Raw genomic sequence first — 15,531 nt, 5'->3', positions numbered from 1 at the left:
TTTTCGACTCCGTAAGCACCTTGACGGCTCCCACCCCCGTCCTCACGATGGGAGCGCTCCCACTGGTTCAAGGCTTGTTGCTGCTCCGCCCCCACCTTCTCCGAGCCGCAAGGAGGAACCAGCACATGCACCCCAGAAGGAGACGCCGCGTAACGCGGAGACTCTGGACCGCCGTAGTAGCGGCCCTCGCACTTCCGTTGTCGATGCTCGCGACCGGCACAACTCCCGCTCAGGCGGCGACAGTTCAGTGCAGCGTGGACTACAAGACCAATGACTGGGGCTCCGGCTTCACCGCGGATCTGACCCTCACCAACCGGGGTACGGACGCGATCAACGGCTGGACCCTGACGTACGACTACGCCGGCAACCAGAAGCTCAGCAACGGCTGGAACGGCGCCTGGTCCCAGTCCGGCAGCGCGGTCTCGGTGACGAACGCGTCGTACAACGGGACGATCGCCGCGGGCGCGGCCGTCTCGACCGGCGCGCAGTTCAGCTACAGCGCCACCAACACCGCGCCCACCTCGTTCGCGGTCAACGGCACCACCTGCGCCGGCGCGCACCAGCCGCCGATCACCGTGCTGACCAGCCCGAGCGCGGGCGCGATCTACACGCAGGGGGCGGCGGTCCCGCTCGCGGCGACCGCGGCGGCGGCCGACAACGCGACGATCAGCAAGGTCGAGTTCTACGACGACACCACGCTGCTCGGCACGGACACGAGTTCGCCGTACTCTCTTGCGGCCTCTGGGTTGACAGTGGGCAGTCATTCGCTGGTGGCGAAGGCCTACGACAGCCTGGGCGCGTCCGGGGAGTCGACTCCGGTCGGCATCACGGTCGCGTCGGGACCCGCGGTGGTGGCCTCACCGGCCCAACTCGGCGTCCAGCAGGGCAAGTCGGGCACGTACGCGGTGTCGCTGTCCACGCAGCCGTCGTCGAACGTGACGGTCACGACGGCACGGGCGAGCGGAAACACCGGTCTGTCGGTCACCGGTGGCGGGACGCTCACCTTCACGCCGTCGAACTGGAACACCGCGCAGACGGTGACCCTCACAGCCGACGCGTCGGGCACCGGTTCGGCGTCCTTCGAGTCGACGGCGACGGGGTTCACCAAGGCGACGGTCACAGTGACGGAGCTGGCGGCGGCGAACGCGTACGACGCCCGCTTCCTGGATCTGTACGGCAAGATCACCAACCCGGCGAACGGCTACTTCTCGCCCCAGGGCATCCCCTACCACTCGGTGGAGACCCTGATCGTCGAGGCGCCGGACCAGGGGCACGAGACCACGTCGGAGGCGTACAGCTATCTGCTGTGGCTGCAGGCGATGTACGGCAAGGTGACGGGCGACTGGTCCAAGTTCAACGGCGCCTGGGATCTCATGGAGAAGTACATGATCCCGACCCACGCCGACCAGCCGACCAACTCCTTCTACAACGCCTCGAAGCCGGCGACGTACGCGCCCGAACTGGACACCCCGAACGAGTATCCGGCGAAGCTCGACACCTCGGTGCCGGTGGGATCGGATCCGATCGCCGGTGAACTGAAGACCGCATACGGTACGGACGATGTCTACGGTATGCACTGGCTGGAGGATGTCGACAACACCTACGGCTACGGCGACACGCCGGGCGGCGGGTGCGAGGCCGGGCCTACGGCGAGCGGGCCGTCGTACATCAACACCTTCCAGCGCGGAGCGCAGGAGTCGGTGTGGGAAACGGTGCCGCAGCCGACCTGCGACGCCTTCAAGTACGGCGGTACGAACGGGTACTTGGACCTCTTCACCGGTGACTCCTCGTACGCCAAGCAGTGGAAGTACACCGACGCGCCGGACGCCGACGCGCGGGCCGTGCAGGCCGCGTACTGGGCCGACGTGTGGGCGAAGGAGCAGGGCAAGGGCTCCGATGTCTCCACGACCGTCGGCAAGGCGGCGAAGATGGGCGACTATCTGCGCTACGCCATGTACGACAAGTACTTCAAGAAAATCGGCAACTGTGTCGGGCCGTCCACGTGCCCGGCCGGGACCGGCAAGGACGCCTCGGACTATCTGCTGTCCTGGTACTACGCGTGGGGCGGCGCCAATGACACCAGTGCCGGGTGGGCTTGGCGCATCGGGTCCAGCCATGTGCACGGGGGTTATCAAAACCCGTTGGCTGCCTACGCGTTGAGCTCGTACGCCGACCTGAAGCCCAAGTCCACTACGGGTGCGGCGGATTGGGGTACCTCGCTGTCGCGGCAGCTGGAGTTCTACCGTTGGCTGCAGTCGAGCGAGGGTGCCATCGCCGGTGGGGCGACGAACAGTTGGCAGGGGCGGTACGCGAGTCCGCCGGCCGGGACGTCGACGTTCTACGGCATGTACTACGACCAGCAGCCCGTCTATCACGACCCGCCGTCCAACCAGTGGTTCGGCTTCCAGGCGTGGTCGATGGAACGGGTCGCCGAGTACTACCAGCAGACGGGGAACGCGAGCGCGAAGGCGGTTCTCGACAAGTGGGTGGCGTGGGCGCTGTCCAAGACCACGATCAATCCGGACGGCACGTATCTGATCCCCTCGACGTTGCAGTGGTCGGGGCAGCCGGATACGTGGAACGCGTCAAGTCCCGGTGCCAATGCGGGACTTCATGTCACCGTGGCCGATTACACCAATGACGTGGGTGTGGCTGCCGCGTATGCCAAGACGCTGACGTACTACGCCGCGAAGTCCGGTTCCGCGGCGGCGAAGACGACCGCGAAGGCGCTGCTCGACGGGATGTGGGGCAACTACCAGGACAGCCTGGGTGTTGCCGTTCCGGAGACTCGCGCGGACTACAACCGGTTCGACGACAGTGTGTATGTGCCGAGTGGGTGGAGCGGGACGATGCCGAACGGGGACGCGGTCAACTCCGCTTCCACGTTTGCCTCGTTGCGGTCCTTCTACAAGAACGATCCGGCTTGGTCGAAGATCCAGAGTTATCTGGCGGGTGGGGCCGCGCCTGTCTTCACGTATCACCGGTTCTGGGCTCAGGCGGATGTCGCCTTGGCCATGGGGTCGTATGCGGAGCTTCTTGAATAGTCCCCGCGAGGCGCTCCGCGGGTTGCGCCGTTGTTCGCTGCGGGTCCGTTGTGGCTGGTCGCGCAGTTCCCCGCGCCCCTAAAAGCAAAACCGGGGCGTTGGACAGCGCCGTTTCTCGGAGAGTGCCTCGGAGTTCCGCGTGCGTGGTCCCGTCACCTGACGGCGGGGCCTACCGGCCGGGCGGCCCCCACCCGCACTGGGGGCCGCCCGGCGCTCGTGTCTTGAACCCCTCTTCATGAGAGGACCTCCCGTGCGAAGAACCCGAATCCTCACAGCTGTACTGGCCCTCGCCGCCGGTCTGCTGGTGGGCAGTCCGTCCGCCCTTGCGGCGCCCAGCCCCTCAAGAGTCACGCTCGCCGCCGACACGTACACCTGGCACAACGCCCGGATCGACGGTGGCGGTTTCGTGCCCGGCATCGTCTTCAACCGGAGCGAGAAGAACCTCGCCTACGCCCGTACCGACATCGGCGGTGCCTATCGATGGCAGGAGTCGACGAAGAGCTGGACGCCCTTGTTGGACTCGGTCGGGTGGGGCGAGTGGGGGCATACCGGGGTGGTGAGTCTCGCGTCGGACTCGGTTGATCCGGCCAAGGTGTACGCGGCTGTCGGTACGTACACGAACAGTTGGGATCCGACGAACGGGGCCGTGCTCAGGTCGGCGGACCGGGGCGGGAGTTGGCAGAAGACCGATCTGCCGTTCAAGCTCGGCGGGAACATGCCGGGGCGCGGTATGGGGGAGCGGCTGGCCGTCGATCCCCACAAGGACAGCGTGCTGTATCTGGGGGCGCCGAGCGGGAAGGGGTTGTGGCGGTCCACCGACTCCGGGGTCACCTGGTCGCAGGTGACGAACTTCCCCGACGTCGGGAACTACGTGCAGGATCCGACCGACACGAGCGGCTACGCCAGCGACAACCAGGGCATCGTCTGGGTCACCTTCGACGAGTCGACGGGTACGGCCGGCAGCGCGACGAAGACGATCTATGTCGGGGTCGCCGACCAGGCCAACGCCGTGTACCGGTCGACGGACGCGGGGGCCACGTGGTCGCGGGTGGCCGGGCAGCCCACCGGGTACCTGGCGCACAAGGGTGTACTGGATGCGGTCAACGGTTATCTGTACATCGCATACAGCGACAAGGGCGGCCCGTACGACGGTGGCAAGGGGCAGGTGTGGCGGTACGCGACCGCGACCGGCACCTGGACGAACGTCAGCCCGGTCGCGGAGGCCGACACCTACTACGGCTTCAGCGGGCTGACCGTCGACCGGCAGCATCCCGGGACCGTGATGGCGACGGCGTACAGCTCCTGGTGGCCGGACACGCAGATCTTCCGCTCCACGGACAGCGGCGCCACCTGGACGAAGGCGTGGGACTACACGTCGTATCCCAACCGTGCGAACCGCTACACCATGGACGTGTCGTCCTCGCCCTGGCTCACCTTCGGCGCGAACCCGTCGCCGCCCGAACAAGCCCCGAAACTCGGCTGGATGACCGAGTCGCTGGAGATCGACCCGTTCGACTCGAACCGCATGATGTACGGGACGGGGGCGACCCTCTACGGCACGGAGAACCTGACGAACTGGGACAGCGGCGGCCAGTTCACCGTGAAGCCGATGGTGCAGGGGCTGGAGGAGACGGCCGTCAACGACCTCGCCGCTCCCCCGTCCGGCGGGGCCCAACTCCTCAGCGCGCTGGGCGACATCGGCGGGTTCCGGCACACCGATCTGACCAAGGTCCCCTCGATGATGTTCACTTCGCCGACCTTCACGACGACCACGAGCCTCGACTTCGCGGAGACCGATCCCAACACCGTTGTGCGCGTGGGCAATGCGGACTCGGGGGCGCACATCGCGTTCTCGACGGACAACGGCGCCAACTGGTTCGCGGGGACGGACCCTTCGGGTGTCAGTGGGGGCGGGACCGTCGCGGCGGCAGCTGACGGCAGTCGGTTCGTGTGGAGTCCGGCGGGTGCGGGTGTGCAGTACACGACGGGCTTCGGCTCGTCCTGGGCCGCGTCCAGTGGTATCCCGGCGGGCGCGATCGTCGAGTCGGACCGGGTGGATGCGAAAACCTTCTACGGCTTCAAGTCCGGCCATTTCTACGTCAGTTCGGACGGCGGGGCGACCTTCACCACGTCGGCGGCAACCGGCCTCCCCAGCGGTGACAGCGTGCGCTTCAAGGCGCTGCCCGGCACGAAGGGGGACGTCTGGCTCGCGGGCGGGGCCAGCGACGGGGCGTACGGTCTGTGGCACTCCACGGACGGCGGCGCCACCTTCGCCAAGCTCGCGAACGTCGACCAGGCCGACACCGTCGGCTTCGGCAAGGCGGCGACCGGCTCCTCGTACCAGACGCTCTACACCAGCGCGAAGATCGGCGGCGTACGCGGCATCTTCCGCTCGACCGACAAGGGCGCGACCTGGACGCGGATCAACGACGATGCGCACCAATGGGGTTGGACGGGTGCGGCCATCACCGGTGACCCCAGGGTCTACGGCCGCGTGTATGTGTCGACGAACGGGCGCGGCGTCGTCTACGGCGACTCCTCCGACGCCGGTGACGGAGGGAGCGGGGGTGGCGGCGGGGGCGATCCGACGCCCACGGGTGTCTGCACGGTGACCTACACGATCACGAACCAGTGGGCGGGTGGCTTCCAGGCGGACGTTCAGGTGACGAACACCGGGTCAACCGCCTGGAACGGCTGGACACTTGGCTGGTCCTTCGCCGACGGGCAGCAGATCGGCCGGCTGTGGAACGCCGACTGGACCCAGTCGGGTGCGGCCGTGACGGCGAAGAACGTGAGCTGGAACGGGACGGTGGCGGCGGGGTCTTCGGTGGGATTCGGGTTCACGGGGAGCTGGTCGGGGGCGAACACGAGACCCGGCGCGTTCAATGTGGGGGACCAGGCCTGCACGGTCGCCTGAGCGCGGAGGGTGGCCGCGCGCACCGCGGTGCGCGCGGCCACCTGTCTCACGGTGTGTATACGGTCGGCCGAGGCGCCGTCGTCATCCCGTCGCCGATGTAGAAGCTCGGGTGGGGCGGCTGGTTGTAGGCGGTGTTCTGCCAGGCCAGGGCCGTGCGGTACTGGGTGTCGTGGAGCAGGGTCGTGATCCTGGTGGTCGTCTCGTACGGGGTCGAGTAGATCCGTAGGGCCGTGTTGTCCGTGGTGGGCCAGACGGCCTCCTCGCGCCAGTCGCCGAGGATGTCTCCGGACAGGGCCGGGGTCGCCTTGGTGCTGTTGTTGGAGTGGACGCCGGAGGCGGTCAGGAGGCGGGTGTCGGCGGTCGTGCCGTACTTGTCGATGTGGGTGGCGTCGAGGAGTTCGCGTACCGGGTCGCCGTCCCACCAGGAAAGGAAGTTGGTGCTGGAGGGCTTGCGGCTCGCCACCACCGTGCCCTTGGGGTTGCGGACGCCGCTTTCCGACGCCGACCAGGACTCGGCGCCCGCGCTGCCCGCCCAGATGTCCCCGGAGACACCGCGGCCGTTGTCGCCGTTGGGAGGCGTGGACCAGATGACCGCGCCGGTCTTCGCGTCCGCCATCCACGAGGACGGTTTCGAGGAGTCCTCGTCGACCTTGAACTCCTCCAATCCCGGGCGGGAGGGGTCCAAGTCGCCTACGTGCAGGGCGTCTCCGTGGCCGTTCTTGGTGTTCCACAGGCCGGAGCCGTTGTCGTCGACGGCCATCGAGCCGTACACGATCTCGTCCTTGCCGTCGCCGTCGACGTCCGCGATCGCCAACTGGTGGTTCCCTTGGGCGTCGTAGCCCTTGCCGGTGTTGGTCGAGGAGTTGGTGTCGAAGGTCCAGCGGCGGGTGAAGGCGCCGTTCCGCCAGTCCCAGGCAGCGATCACCGTGCGCGTGTAGTAGCCGCGCGCCATGATCAGGGAGGGGCGGGAGCCGTCCAAGTAGGCGGTGCCGGCGAGGAATCGGTCGACGCGGTTGCCGTAAGAGTCGCCCCAGGAGGAGACCGTGCCGCGCGCCGGGACGTAGTCGACGGTGCCCATCGCCTTGCCGGTCGAGCCGTTGAACATGGTCAGGTACTCGGGGCCCGACAGCACGTAGCCGCTCGCATTGCGGTAGTCCGCCGCGGAGTTGCCGATGACCGCGCCCGTTCCGTCGACTGTGGCGTCGGCCGTCTTCATGGCGACCTCGGCCTTGCCGTCGCCGTCGTAGTCGTAGACCTGGAACTGTGTGTAGTGCGCGCCCGAGCGGATGTTGCGGCCCAGGTCGATGCGCCACAGGCGGGTGCCGTCGAGGGTGATCCCGTCGAGGATCGTGTCGCCGGTGTAGCCGGACTGGGAGTTGTCCTTGGCGTTCGTGGGCTGCCACTTGAGGACGAAGTCGAGCCGGCCGTCGCCGTCGAGGTCGCCCACGGAGGCGTCGTTCGCCTCGTAGGTGTACGCGACTCCGTCGGGGGTCGTGCCGCCGGCGGGCGGAGTGATCGGGACGTCCTTGTAGCCGGTGCGGAACTGGATCGCGTGGACCGAGTCGGACTGTTCCACACCGCCGACGATCGCGCGGACCGTGTAGTCGGCCTGGGCGGGCGCGCCGGCGTGGAAATAGTTCGTGGAGCCGGTGATCGGGGCCGAGTTGACCTTCGTACCGGCGCGGTAGATGTTGAAGGACACGTCGTCGGGGTCGGTGCCGAGCCAGCGCCAGCTGACCAGGTTGCCGCTGTCCGTGTGGACGCTGACGACACCCCGGTCGAGGGCTTCGACCTGGCGGGCGGCGGCGGCTTCGGCGACGCCGCCCGTGGTGAGTGTGGTGAGTCCGGCTGCGACCAGGGCCGCGGCAGTGAAGAGTGCGGAGAGTACGGCCCTTCGTCTGCGGGGGTGTTGGGGCGAGTCTGCGTGTACGTGCGGGTGCGGGTGGCTCACGTGACGTACCTCCATGGAGGACGGACGGGTTGCGTACCCTCAGTTGCCGCTGTGCGCAGGCGAGTTGCCGGGTGTTTCCGCCGATTTCCGGAAGGCCAGAAGGGTGAACTCCGGGTCCGCGCGCGGCCGTTCCTGGTCCGGGAGCGACTCCAGTTCCGCAGCGAACCGTTCCGTGAGCGGTTCGCCGGGTGGCAGCATGGTGAACCAGCCGCGTCGCAGGTCCGCGGTGGTGCTGCGGGGGCTGCGGCCCTGGCCGTGGCCCCGGAAGCGGGCCGTGCCGGCCGGGCGGAGGCCGAACTCGCCCGCGTACGCGCGGACTTGGTCGGTGCGGTCCTGGGCGGGGCGGCGTGGGCGGGGTGCGAGGACGGCGTCGATGTCGCTGCCGACGTCGTGGGCGGCGGCCTTGTCGACCGTGGTGATGTACACGCCGCCTGAGCGGAGGACCCGCGCGCACTCCGCGATGATCGCCCTGGCGTCCTCCGGGCCGTCCACCAGGTGCAGCAGCCATACCGTCGTGACCGCGTCGAACACCCCGTCCGGGAAGGGGAGTTGGCGGCTGTCCGCGAGGAGGATCGCACCGGGGAGCCGGGCTGCCGCCGTGCGGGCCATGGCGGGTGCGGCGTCGAGGCCCGTCACCCGCAGGCCGGGGCGGGCCCCGGCCAGGCGGCGGGTGACGATGCCGGTGCCGCAGGCCACGTCCAGGAGGCTTCGGGCGTTCTGCGGGACGAGGCCCAGTACCGCTTCGGCGGCCGCGGCGGCGCGGGGCTCACCGCCGCGGGTCGCGTCGTACGCGTCGGCTTCCTTGTCGTAGTCGAGCACGCGCTTCTGCCCTGCCTCTCCCCCCGTCTCCCCTCTTCGCCTCCGGTCAGCCCGCGCCGTGTCCGGGCGCCAAGTCCTCGACCCTGCGCGCGAGTTGGAAGTCCAGCTCGGTGATCGCGCCGCCGACGCTGTGGGTGTTCACGGTGAGGGTGACGGTGTTGTAGCCGAGGGTCAGGTCGGAGTGGTGGTCGAGTTCCTCCTGGACCTGGGCGATGTGGACGACCATCGCGGTGGCCGCGAAGTGGGAGGCGAGACGGTAGGCGCGGGCGAGGCGGTCGGAGTCGACGGACCAGCCGGGAAGTTCCGCGAGGCGGTCCTCGATCTCCTTCTGCGACAGCGGGGCGACGGGCATGGCCTCGCTCCTTCCTCTGGCTCGGGGTTCGGATCGGGCTTCGGATCAGGTTTTGTGGATGGGTTTTATTTTCAGCGTGCCACAGGCGGCGCGCCACCCGCCGCGGGTCCCGGGCAGGTGGTCGCGTCCCTGGTCAGACGGGTGCCCGGAGGTCAGCCCGGTACGCATTCCGCCGCGAGGTCGTCGGCGAGGGCGGCGATCGTGGCGCGGCCCTCGACCCGCTGGACCCAGCTGTGGGGCAGGCCGTGGTCGCCGTAGCGGGCGCCGAGGAGGTTGCCGCAGATGGAGCCGGTGGAGTCGCTGTCGCCGGAGTGGTTGACGGCGAGGAGCAGCGCGGCCTGCGCGTCGCTCGCCGCGAGCGCGCTGTAGACGCCGATCGCGAGGGCCTCCTCCGCGACCCAGCCCGCGCCGAGCGACTCGACCTTCTCGGCGGTGGGCGAGCCCTCGGCGGCCAGGTCGAGGGCTGCGCGCAGGGCGGCCGAGGTCTCCTCGTGGGCGGGATGGCGCTCCAGGAGGCATAGCGCGCGCAGGACCGAACCCTCCAGGGAGTCCCCGGCGACCAGGTGCGCGACGATGGCGGCGAGGGCGCCCGCCGCGTAGTAGCCGGTGGGGTGACCGTGGGTGATCTGGGCGCCGCGGGCCGCCATGTCGAAGGCTCCGTCGGCGGTGTTGACCAGGCCGAAGGGGGCCGAGCGCATCACCGTGCCGCAGCCCTTGGAGTCGGGGTTGACGCGGCCGGGCTTGCCGTCGAGGGGGAGCCACGGGTCGGGCGCGTACATCTGGGCGACCCCGGACAGGCAGGCGTTGCCGGGGGCGCGGCGGGCGTACAGCCAGGGCTCGGCGAGCAGGCCGGACGTGGCGCTGTCGCCCGGTGCGGGCTTGGACTGGGTCTCCAGCCAGCGCTCGTAGGCCTCGCGCAGCAGCATGGACCAGGCGCCGCCGATCCCCTTCGCCCGCTCCCGCGCGTGGGCCGTGATGAGCGCCTCGACGGTGAACAGGGTCATCTGGGTGTCGTCGCTGATCAGGCCTACGGCGCCATGCGCACCGGGCGCGTACCCGGTCACCCCGCGCTGTCCGTGGCTCGCGCGGATCCGGTCGAGGGAGGCGAACTCGATCGGGTAGCCGAGGGCGTCGCCGACCGCGCCGCCGAGGAGGCAGCCGCGGACTCTGGCCCGGTACATCGCCGTGGCCTCCCCCAGGGAGTTCCCGGCGGCCTGCCCGGACGGGATCCTCGACTCGTTCACGTGCGCTCTCCTTCGACTACGGTCGTGTGTATGACCATTGTCCCGACCGCCACCGACACCGCTGCCGCCGCCCCGGCCGGCAGGGGTGTCGGCCCGTTGCTGCGTGCCTGGCGGGAGCGGCGGCGGGTCAGTCAGCTGGAGCTGGCGTTGCGGGCCGACTCCTCGGCGCGGCACATCAGCTTCATCGAGACGGGGCGGTCCCGGCCGAGCGAGGAGATGGTGCTGCGCCTCGCCGAGCACCTGGACGTGCCGGTGCGGGAGCGCAACTCCCTTCTCCTGGCGGCCGGTTACGCCCCGCACTACCCGGAAACCCCGCTGGACGACCCGGCGTTGGACGCGTTGCGCGAAGGACTTGAGCGGCTGATTCAAGGCTATGAGCCGTATCCCGCGCTGGTGGTCGACGCCGGCTACACCGTCGTCGCGGCGAACCGGGGCATCACCATGCTCCTGGACGGCGTACCGGAGTCCCTCCTCCAACCCCCGCTCAACGCCATGCGGTTGACGCTCCACCCGCAGGGGATGGCACCGCGCATCCGCAATCTGAATGAGTGGCGCGGGCATCTCCTCGCGCAGATGGAACGGCAGATCGCCCTGCACCGCTCCGAGCCGCTGCGCGCGCTGTACGAGGAGGTCGCGGCGTACCCGGCGCCCCAGGCGGCCGGCGACGAAGACGAACCGGCCCCGTCGGTCCCGTACTTCGCGCTGCCGATGCGGATCGAGCACGACGGCCGGGTGCTGTCCTTCGTCTCCTCGATCTCCACGTTCAACACACCCATGGACGTGACGGTCTCGGAACTGGCGATCGAGACGTTCCTCCCGGCCGATCCGGCGACGGCCAAGTACCTGCACGCGCTGGGGGACTGACGAATGATCACCTCCGAACCGCTGAGACAATGGCCGGAACATGGCACACTGCCCCCAGACTTCGGCGCGTATGGGGAGGCGTGGCTGTGAGTGAACGACGGCCCGCGCCCACGGTGGGTCAAGTGGTGCTGGGCAGAAGGCTGCAGGAGCTGCGTGAGGCGGCCGGCATCAAACGCGAGGAGGCCGCGCAGGTCCTGCGGGTGGCCCCGGCGACCGTACGGCGGATGGAGATGGCCGAGGTCGCGCTCAAAGTGCCGTACGTCCAGGTGCTGTTGACGACGTACGGGGTGCCCGAGGAGGAGACGGACGCGTTCGTCGCGCTCACCGAGGAGGCGAACCAGCCGGGCTGGTGGCAGCGGTTCCACGATGTGCTGCCGGAGTGGTTCAGCCTGTACGTGAGCCTGGAAGGTGCCGCCGGGCTGATCCGTTCGTACGAACCGCACTTCGTGCCGGGCCTGTTGCAGACCGAGGACTACGCGCGCGCCGTGCTGGAGGCCGGGACGATCGGGCAGACCGGGCCGGAGACCATCGAGCGGCATGTGTCGCTGCGGATGGCGCGGCAGGGGCTGCTGGAACGGGACAACCCGCCGCACCTGTGGGTCATCATGGACGAGACCGTGCTGCGCCGGCCGGTGAGCATCCGCGGCGAGGTCATGCGCGAACAGCTCGACAGACTCCTGGAGTTCGGCGAGCGCGACCGGGTCACGCTCCAGGTCGCCGAGTTCGGCAACGGCCCGCATCCGGGGACATACGCTCCCTTCTCGCTGTTCCGTTTCACCGAACCGGAGCTGCCCGACATGGTGTTCACGGAGTACCTGACCGGCGCCCTGTACCTGGACTCCCGTACGGAGGTCTCCGCGCATCTGGAGGTCCTCGACCACATGACGGCGCACGCCGCGTCCGCACAGCGCACCAAGAAGATCCTGCGGGACTACCGCGAGACCTTCTGAGCAAGCACGGCCCGGGCACCAACACGCGAACTCCCGAGGAGACGACACCGCATGACCGGATCCGACGCCGCGCCCATCCGTATCGACACCAGCAGGCCGCATCCGGCGCGGGTGTACGACTGGTGGCTCGGCGGCAAGGACAACTACCCGGTGGACGAGGAGCTGGCGCGCAGGATCCTCGCCACGGACAGTGCCGCGGTGCGCGGGGCGCGGGCCAACCGCCGGTTCATGCACCGGGCGACCCGGACCGCCGCCGAGGCCGGGATACGCCAGTTCCTGGACATCGGCACCGGCATCCCCACCGAGCCGAACCTCCACCAGGTGGCGCAGAGTGTCGCCCCGGACGCCAAGGTCGTGTACGCGGACAACGACCCGATCGTGCTGCGGCACGCGGAGGCGCTGCTGCACGGTGAGGCCGAGGGCAGCACCGAGTACGTGCACGCCGACGTCCGCGACCCGGACACGATCCTGCGGCTGGCCGGCGAGACCCTCGACTTCACCCAGCCGGTCGCGCTGTCGCTGGTCGCACTCACCCACTACCTGAGCGCGGATCCGGCAGGCGACGACGTGTACGGCCTGATCAAGCGGTACGTCGACGTGCTCGTCCCGGGCAGCTACGTGGTGCTGTCGCAGGTCACCCCGGACCTCAGCCCCGCCGCCATCGCGAAGGCCGCCGAGCACTTCCAGCGCAGCGGCACCCCCTTCTTCCCGCGCACCCTGGCCGAGTTCTCCCGCTTCTTCGACGGCCTCGACCTGCTCGGCCCGGGCGTCATCCCGGTCTACGGCTGGCGCCCGGCACCGGAGGACGTGGCCGCCCAGGCGGAGGGTATCGTCCCGGTCTACGGCGGTGTCGCCCGCAAGCCCTGACCCGTACGGCTGGGGTGAACGGGTGCGCTCCCCTGCCCCGCCCCAGGTTCGACACCACGGGCGGGCAAGGGAGCGCAGGTGACGGAGACGACAACACCGGGAGAGGCACTGAGCCGGGGTGGTCCGGCGCCCCACGAGGCGAGGGACGCCCGATGCCCTCCGACGCGGTGCTGTACCAGGCGGCCGCGGTCTGCCTGACCTACCCCGACGACGACTTCCGCGCCCGGCCCCCCCTGCTGCGCGAAGCCGCCCCGCAGCTACGGGAGTTCGTCTACCGCGCGGCCCTCACCCCGGCGGAGGAGCTGACCGACTTCCTGCCCGCGGTCCTGGAGTTCACGTCCCGCACCGGCACCCTCGACCTGCTCGCCGCGCACCGCGCCGCCGTGGACCGACTCCGCGCCCGCCTGACCGACTTCGGCACCCCGTACGCCTCCGTCCTGGACGCGGTCCGCGCCACCCTGCCGACCGCACCTACAAAGACGGACGCCTGCGCAGCGCCCCAAAGGGGCGCGGGGCTCTATCGATTTGCGGCTCCGCCGCGTGGGCGCGACCAGCCCCCACCGGCCCGCACCCAACGAACCACGTACCCAGGGAACCTCTACGCCGCTCCGCCCTTCATGTCCCGTTCGTCGTCGACGATCTCCGCGTCGACGACACCTTCCTCCTCGTCGTGCTGCCGCGGGGAGTCGGGCTCCTCGGCGCTCTCCGCCTGTTCCGTGGGTGCCTGCTGCGCCGCCTGCGCGTACATCGCCTGCCCCATCCGCTGGCTGACGGTGGCGAGTTTCTCGACGCCGGTGCGCAACTCGGCCGTATCGGCGTTGTGTTCCAGCAGCGACTTCACCTCCGCGGCCGCCGCCTCGACCTCGGACCTGATGTCGGCCGGTACGCGTTCCTCGTTCTCGTGGACGAACTTCTCGGTCTGGTAGACGAGTTGCTCGGCCTGGTTGCGGGTCTCGGCCGCCTCGCGGCGCTTGCGGTCCTCGTCCGCGTACTGCTCGGCCTCCCGCGTCATCCGGTCGATGTCGTCCTTGGCCAGGGCGGATCCGCCGGTGACGGTCATCTTCTGTTCGCGGCCGGTCGCCAGGTCCTTCGCCGAGACGTGCATGATGCCGTTCGCGTCGATGTCGAAGGCGACCTCGATCTGCGGCACCCCGCGCGGGGAGGGCGGCAGGCCGGTGAGGTCGAAGACGCCCAACTTCTTGTTGTACGCGGCGATTTCACGCTCACCTTGGTAGACCTGGATGCCGACGGAGGGCTGGTTGTCGGTGGCGGTGGTGAAGATCTCCGAACGCCGGGTCGGGATGGTCGTGTTGCGCTCGATGAGCGTCGTCATGATGCCGCCCTTGGTCTCGATGCCCAGGGACAGCGGGGTGACATCGAGGAGGAGGACGTCCTTCACGTCGCCGCGGATGACCCCGGCCTGGAGGGCTGCGCCGAGCGCCACGACCTCGTCGGGGTTGACGCCCTTGTGCGGGTCCTTGCCGGTGAGTTCCTTGACGAGGTCGGTGACGGCGGGCATCCGGGTCGAGCCGCCGACGAGGATCACGTGGTCGACCGCGGACAGCTTGATGCCCGCGTCCTTGACCGCCTGGTGGAAGGGGTTCTTGCAGCGGTCCAAGAGGTCGGCGGTGAGTTCCTGGAACCCGGCGCGGGTCAGCTTCTCGTCGAGGTGCAGCGGGCCTTCGGCGGAGGCCGTGATGTAGGGCAGGTTGATCGTCGTCTCGGAGGACGAGGACAGCTCGATCTTCGCCTTCTCCGCGCCCTCGCGCAGGCGTTGGAGCGCCATCTTGTCCTTGCCGAGGTCGATGCCGTACTGCCCCTGGAACTTCTTGACGAGGTGGTCGACGACCCGCTGGTCCCAGTCGTCGCCGCCGAGATGGGTGTCGCCGTTGGTTGCCTTGACCTCGATGACGCCGTCGCCGATCTCCAGCAACGACACGTCGAAGGTGCCGCCGCCGAGGTCGAAGACCAGCACGGTCTGCTCCTCGCCCCGGTCCAGGCCGTAGGCGAGCGCGGCGGCCGTCGGTTCGTTGATGATCCGCAGCACCTTGAGGCCCGCGATCTCGCCGGCCTCCTTGGTGGCCTGGCGCTGGGAGTCGTCGAAGTAGGCGGGGACGGTGATCACGGCGTCCGTGACGTCCTCGCCGAGATAGGCCTCCGCGTCCCGCTTCAGTTTCTGCAGCACGCGCGCGGACAACTCCTGGGCGCGGTACCGCGTTCCGTCGATGGCGCCCGTGTCCGGGAATCGCCAACTCGTATCGCCCATATGCCGTTTCACCGAGCGCGCGGTGCGCTCGATGTTCGTCACGGCCTGCCGTTTGGCGACCTCGCCGACGAGCACCTCGCCGTTCTTGGCGAAGGCCACGACCGAGGGTGTGGTCCTCGCCCCCTCGGCGTTGGCCACCACCGTGGCCTCGCCGCCCTCCAGCACCGCGACCACCGAGTTCGTGGTCCCCAGATCGATCCCGACCGCACGTCCCATCGCCGTCCCCTTCCGCCAGGCGCTGCCCGATCTCCAGCTGA

Annotated in this window: 10 protein-coding genes and 1 pseudogene; 6 read left to right on the top strand and 5 right to left on the bottom strand. The window is 69.4% G+C overall.

Annotated elements, in window-relative coordinates:
* Nucleotides 1-125: 125 nt before the first annotated feature.
* A complete protein-coding gene (locus ACGFY9_RS24805; protein WP_393757489.1) occupies nt 126-3,044 on the top strand; it encodes a glycoside hydrolase family 48 protein in 2,919 nt (972 codons plus the stop codon).
* Nucleotides 3,045-3,294: 250 nt separating this feature from the next.
* Entirely contained in the window at nt 3,295-5,961 is a 2,667-nt protein-coding gene (locus ACGFY9_RS24800; protein ID WP_393757487.1) for a cellulose binding domain-containing protein, read from the top strand.
* Between the two features lie 46 nt (nt 5,962-6,007).
* Here the strand turns inward: ACGFY9_RS24800 and ACGFY9_RS24795 are convergent, their stop codons facing one another.
* The 4 genes from ACGFY9_RS24795 to ACGFY9_RS24780 form a co-directional block, all read right to left on the bottom strand.
* Nucleotides 6,008-7,912, bottom strand: a complete 1,905-nt coding sequence (locus ACGFY9_RS24795) for a rhamnogalacturonan lyase (RefSeq protein ID WP_393757485.1) — start codon at nt 7,910-7,912, stop codon at nt 6,008-6,010.
* Nucleotides 7,913-7,951: 39 nt separating this feature from the next.
* Nucleotides 7,952-8,731 carry a class I SAM-dependent methyltransferase gene (locus ACGFY9_RS24790; RefSeq protein ID WP_393757483.1) on the bottom strand — a complete coding sequence of 260 codons (780 nt, stop codon included), beginning with the start codon at nt 8,729-8,731 and terminating at the stop codon, nt 7,952-7,954.
* 46 nt (nt 8,732-8,777) lie between these two features.
* Complete coding sequence (locus ACGFY9_RS24785; protein WP_393757481.1) at nt 8,778-9,083, bottom strand: 4a-hydroxytetrahydrobiopterin dehydratase; 306 nt, start codon at nt 9,081-9,083, stop codon at nt 8,778-8,780.
* 152 nt (nt 9,084-9,235) lie between these two features.
* Nucleotides 9,236-10,264, bottom strand: a complete 1,029-nt coding sequence (locus ACGFY9_RS24780; RefSeq protein WP_393757985.1) for an ADP-ribosylglycohydrolase family protein — start codon at nt 10,262-10,264, stop codon at nt 9,236-9,238.
* Nucleotides 10,265-10,357: 93 nt separating this feature from the next.
* Between ACGFY9_RS24780 and ACGFY9_RS24775 the strand changes: the two genes are divergently transcribed.
* The 4 genes and pseudogenes from ACGFY9_RS24775 to ACGFY9_RS24760 form a co-directional block, all read left to right on the top strand.
* Nucleotides 10,358-11,191 carry a helix-turn-helix domain-containing protein gene (locus ACGFY9_RS24775; protein ID WP_393757479.1) on the top strand — a complete coding sequence of 278 codons (834 nt, stop codon included), beginning with the start codon at nt 10,358-10,360 and terminating at the stop codon, nt 11,189-11,191.
* An 86-nt stretch (nt 11,192-11,277) separates the two neighbouring features.
* Entirely contained in the window at nt 11,278-12,141 is an 864-nt protein-coding gene (locus ACGFY9_RS24770; protein ID WP_393757477.1) for a helix-turn-helix domain-containing protein, read from the top strand.
* A gap of 51 nt (nt 12,142-12,192) precedes the next feature.
* A complete protein-coding gene (locus ACGFY9_RS24765; RefSeq protein WP_393757475.1) occupies nt 12,193-13,008 on the top strand; it encodes an SAM-dependent methyltransferase in 816 nt (271 codons plus the stop codon).
* 152 nt (nt 13,009-13,160) lie between these two features.
* A pseudogene (locus tag ACGFY9_RS24760) lies at nt 13,161-13,484 on the top strand (nitrate reductase); the annotation flags it as partial.
* Nucleotides 13,485-13,606: 122 nt separating this feature from the next.
* Here the strand turns inward: ACGFY9_RS24760 and dnaK are convergent.
* On the bottom strand, nt 13,607-15,490 hold the full coding sequence (dnaK, locus tag ACGFY9_RS24755; RefSeq protein ID WP_393757473.1) for a molecular chaperone DnaK: 1,884 nt from the start codon (nt 15,488-15,490) through the stop codon (nt 13,607-13,609).
* Between the last annotated feature and the right edge of the window lie 41 nt (nt 15,491-15,531).

Source organism: Streptomyces sp. NPDC048504, assembly GCF_043200035.1.
Classification (GTDB): domain Bacteria; phylum Actinomycetota; class Actinomycetes; order Streptomycetales; family Streptomycetaceae; genus Streptomyces.
Note: the sequence above shows the minus strand (reverse complement) of the source record. Positions and strands in the feature narration are given on the sequence as shown.

Coding starts and splice junctions, on each gene's coding strand:
- ACGFY9_RS24805 (WP_393757489.1), top strand. CDS start 126: ATGCACCCCAGAAGGAGACGCCGCGTAACGCGGAGACTCTGGACCGCC.
- ACGFY9_RS24785 (WP_393757481.1), bottom strand. CDS start 9,083: ATGCCCGTCGCCCCGCTGTCGCAGAAGGAGATCGAGGACCGCCTCGCG.
- ACGFY9_RS24780 (WP_393757985.1), bottom strand. CDS start 10,264: ATGTACCGGGCCAGAGTCCGCGGCTGCCTCCTCGGCGGCGCGGTCGGC.
- ACGFY9_RS24775 (WP_393757479.1), top strand. CDS start 10,358: ATGACCATTGTCCCGACCGCCACCGACACCGCTGCCGCCGCCCCGGCC.
- ACGFY9_RS24765 (WP_393757475.1), top strand. CDS start 12,193: ATGACCGGATCCGACGCCGCGCCCATCCGTATCGACACCAGCAGGCCG.
- dnaK (WP_393757473.1), bottom strand. CDS start 15,490: ATGGGACGTGCGGTCGGGATCGATCTGGGGACCACGAACTCGGTGGTC.